This window comes from Streptomyces sp. NPDC059142, assembly GCF_042755665.1.
Lineage (GTDB): Bacteria > Actinomycetota > Actinomycetes > Streptomycetales > Streptomycetaceae > Streptomyces.
Window position 1 is genome coordinate 20,252 of sequence record NZ_JBHZDA010000110.1, and the last position, 3,555, is coordinate 23,806.

The window sequence follows — 3,555 nt, forward strand, 5'->3', positions numbered from 1 at the left end:
CGACCTGGTCGAGGGGGGGCGCCCCCGGCCCCGCGCGCCCCCCCCGCGGCGGTCAGCGCATCCGCGCCGAGGGCCGGTAACCGCCCCGTCCCGTCGGGTCCGCCGGGCCGAAGGGGTCCGCCGGGTCCGTGGGGGTCCGGTACTCCTCGACCGGTGTCGGGTCGAGGTAGAACCACTCGGCCGTCGGTCCCGGCGCCGCCGTGAAGTCGCCCCGCTCCGTGGCCGGGGAGGGCGGCGCGGCGGGCGGGGCGGGCGCGTCGGGGATGTTGGGCCGCAGCAGCTCCACCCGTACCTCACCGGTGCCCCGCTGCTGGGCCACGAACTCGTCGACCTGACTGCGGCAGGCGTGGTCCCAGTGGGTGACGGCCGTCAGATCGAGGCGGATCCTGGGCATCCCGGCCGAGGCGACCTCCTCCAGCGCGTCGATCAGCTTCGGCAGCCGCAGGAAGGTCGCGTTGCCCGCCATGACCAGCTTCGCCGTGTCGCCGGCCACCTCGGTGCGCACCGAGGTCCGCGACATCCGCAGCGCGGCCAGCAGGATGCCCGCGGCGAGACCGACCAGGACGCCTTCGAGCAGGGCGGTGGCGACGATCACGACCGTGGTGAGGGTCATGACGGCGAACTCGCCCCGGTCCTGGCGCCACATCTTCGGGAACTCCGCCGGGGCGAAGAGCTTCCAGCCGCTGTGCACCAGGACGCCCGCGAGCACGGAGATCGGGATGAGCGCGAGCACCCCGGGCAGCAGCACCGCGAAGGCGAGCAGCCACAGGCCGTGCAGGGTGCGGGAGATCCGGGTCTTGGCGCCCGCCTGGACGTTGGCGGAGGAGCGGGCGACGACGGCGGTCATCGGCAGCGCGCCGAGGAATCCGCAGATCGTGTTGCCCACGCCCTGCGCGACCAGTTCGGAGTTGTAGCGGGTACGCGCACCGGTGTGCATCCGGTCCACGGCGGCGGCCGTGAACAGGCTCTCGGCCGAGGCGATGATGGTGAAGGTGAGCACGGTGGTGAGGACCGCGCCGTTGGCGAGCAGGGCGAACTGGGACGGTCCGGGGATCTGCACGGACGCCAGCAGATTGCCGACCTGGAGGGTGTTGATGTGCACGCCGGGCAGGGCGGCGACCGCCATGCCCCCGGCCACCGCGACCAGCGCGGCGGGCGCCTTGTTCACCGGTGCGGGCATCTTCTTCCAGAGGAAGCTGAGGACGACGGTGCCGATACCGAGCGCGGCGGCGATCAGCTTCTGCGGGTCGGCCAGGGTGTCCGCGATCAGCCCGGGGATGCCGAGCATGTTCTCGATCGGTACGCCGACGGCCTTGGCGTCGGCCATCGGATACGCCTGACTGAACATCAGCGGCAGCCCGATCCCGGCCAGCATGCCCTGCACCACGGCGATGGAGATCGCCTGGAACATCCGGCCCAGCCGGATCAGCCCGAGCCCGATCTGGAGCACCCCGGAGGCCAGCACGATCACGCCGAGGGTGGCGAGCCCGTGCTCCAGGACCGCCTCGGCGACCAGCGCGGCGAGACCGGCGGCGGGGCCGCTGACCTGGAGGGTGCTGCCGCGCGCCATGCCGACGACCAGACCGCCCACGACTCCGGAGATGATGCCCAGCTCGGGCGGGGTGCCGGAGGCGACGGCCACGCCGATGCACAGGGGCAGCGCGACGAGGAAGACGACGAAGGACGCGGTGATCTCGGTGGCGAGATCGGGCTTCCGGCCCGCCCCCGGCTTCTTCTTCCCCGCCGCCGCGCCCGGCGCCTTCCCGGCCGGGCGCGGCGGGCCCGGCGGCCGGGGCGGCGCGGACGGCGGCGCCCCGTAGGAGCCGGCGTACGGATCGGCAGCCGCGTACGGGCCGACGTACGGATCGGCAGCCGCGTACGGGGCGGCGACGTCGAACGGGTCGGTGGGTGCGTAGGGGTCCGCGCCGAAGGCGTCGAACGGGTCCGGCCGCACCGTTCCGTACGCGGGTTCCGGCCCGGGTTCCCGGTCCCGTTCCGGTGCGCGTCCCGCGTGCCGCCCCCGGTGGCGGCCGTTGCCGGGCGGGCCGGGCTGGACGGGGCCGCCGTACCCCTGCCCCGGGCTCAGCACGGGTGCACCCGGAAGGTGTCGTCGTCCTGGTTCAGCTCCCACACCTCGCCGGTGTGGACCTCGTAGTACCAGCCGTGCAGCCGCAGCCGGCCCTCGTCGAGACGGCGCCGGGCCGCCGGGTACCGGCGCAGCGCGGCGAGCTGGACCCGTACGTTGAGCTGCGCCAGCTCCGTGACGCGCGCGTCCCCCGGATCCGTGGAGTCCGCCGGCTCGCGGTCCAGTACGGCGGCCAGTCCGGGCCTGGCGTTCTCCAGCCAGGCGCCCACACCGGGCAGGTCGGAGAGGTCCTTGCCGGAGGCCAGGGCGCCCATCGCGCCGCAGTGCGAGTGTCCGCAGACGACGATGTCCCGTACGTCGAGCACTTCCAGCGCGTATTCGACGGTGGCGGCCTCGCCGGAGACGAGATGCGGCACGTGCGGCGGGACGATGTTGCCGGCGTTCCGTATTTCGAAGACCTCGCCGGGGCGTGCGCCGGTGATCAATGCGGGGATGACACGGGAATCGGAACAGGCCACGAAGAGCGCCTGCGGGAATTGCCCCTCGGCCAGTTTCCGATATGTCTCGCTTTCGAAATCAACCCGGCGCCGGAACGAGCGGGCGCGTTCGAGCAGAGCCTTCATGGTGTCTCCCCAGGGGGCAGTTGGAGCCAGGACCTGGTTCAACACCGTAGAGAGCGCTACCCAAGGCGAAGGTTAGAGGAACACCAAGACAATGCCATCATTCGGCCCTTACCTGTGACCTGGCTCCCACTCCCGTGAAAAGCGTGTCCGCCGGATTCATTTATCGTACGGTGTTCGCCCCGGCGCGAATACGGCGGAGAACTCGTGTCGGTCGAATTCACGGAGAAACGGAAATACATGACCCTGAGGGCTTTGCTCATCGAGGACGACGAGACGATCGCCGAGCCCCTGGCCGAGGGTCTGGGCCGCTACGGCCTGACGGTGAGCCGGGTCGCCACGGGCGCGGAGGGGCTGCGCGGCCCGTACGGCGACATCGTCCTGCTCGATCTCGGGCTGCCGGACATGGACGGCATCGACGTCTGCCGGGGCATCCGGCAGGTCTCGGACGTACCGATCATCATGCTCACCGCGCGCGGCACGGAGGCCGACCGGGTCCTCGGTCTGGAGCTGGGCGCCGACGACTATCTCGCGAAGCCTTTCAGCGTACGGGAGTTGATCGCCCGGATCCGGGCCGTGACCCGCAGGACCGCCGCCTGGGCGGCCCCGGCGGGCGCGGTGTCGCCGGACCCGACCGGGGCCACGGGGGCCTTCGGCGGGATCCCGGCGCCGATCGGCGTCGAGGTGACGCACGGGCGCGGGGCGTTCCCGTACCCGATGCCGACGGCTCCCCCGGCCCCGGCGACGCCGCCCCCGCCCGTCTCCTCGCCCGCTCCCTCGCCGGATACCCGGCTCGCTTCCCGGCCGGCTTCCCGGCCGGCGGCGGCCCGCCCGGCCGCGCCGCAGGAG

3 protein-coding genes are annotated in these 3,555 nt (G+C 72.9%); 1 reads left to right on the forward strand and 2 read right to left on the reverse strand.

The window, feature by feature from the left end; translation table 11 throughout:
- Positions 1-52: 52 nt before the first annotated feature.
- On the reverse strand, positions 53-2,089 hold the full coding sequence (locus ACFXPK_RS28530; protein WP_385079948.1) for a SulP family inorganic anion transporter: 2,037 nt from the start codon (positions 2,087-2,089) through the stop codon (positions 53-55).
- Positions 2,083-2,709, reverse strand: a complete 627-nt coding sequence (locus tag ACFXPK_RS28535) for a carbonic anhydrase (RefSeq protein WP_385079949.1) — start codon at positions 2,707-2,709, stop codon at positions 2,083-2,085. Before ACFXPK_RS28535 ends, ACFXPK_RS28530 begins: the two co-directional genes overlap by 7 nt.
- 237 nt (positions 2,710-2,946) lie before the next feature.
- Between ACFXPK_RS28535 and ACFXPK_RS28540 the strand changes: the two genes are divergently transcribed.
- Positions 2,947-3,555: response regulator transcription factor (locus ACFXPK_RS28540; protein ID WP_385079951.1), on the forward strand; the 609-nt coding region annotated here is incomplete at its 3' end.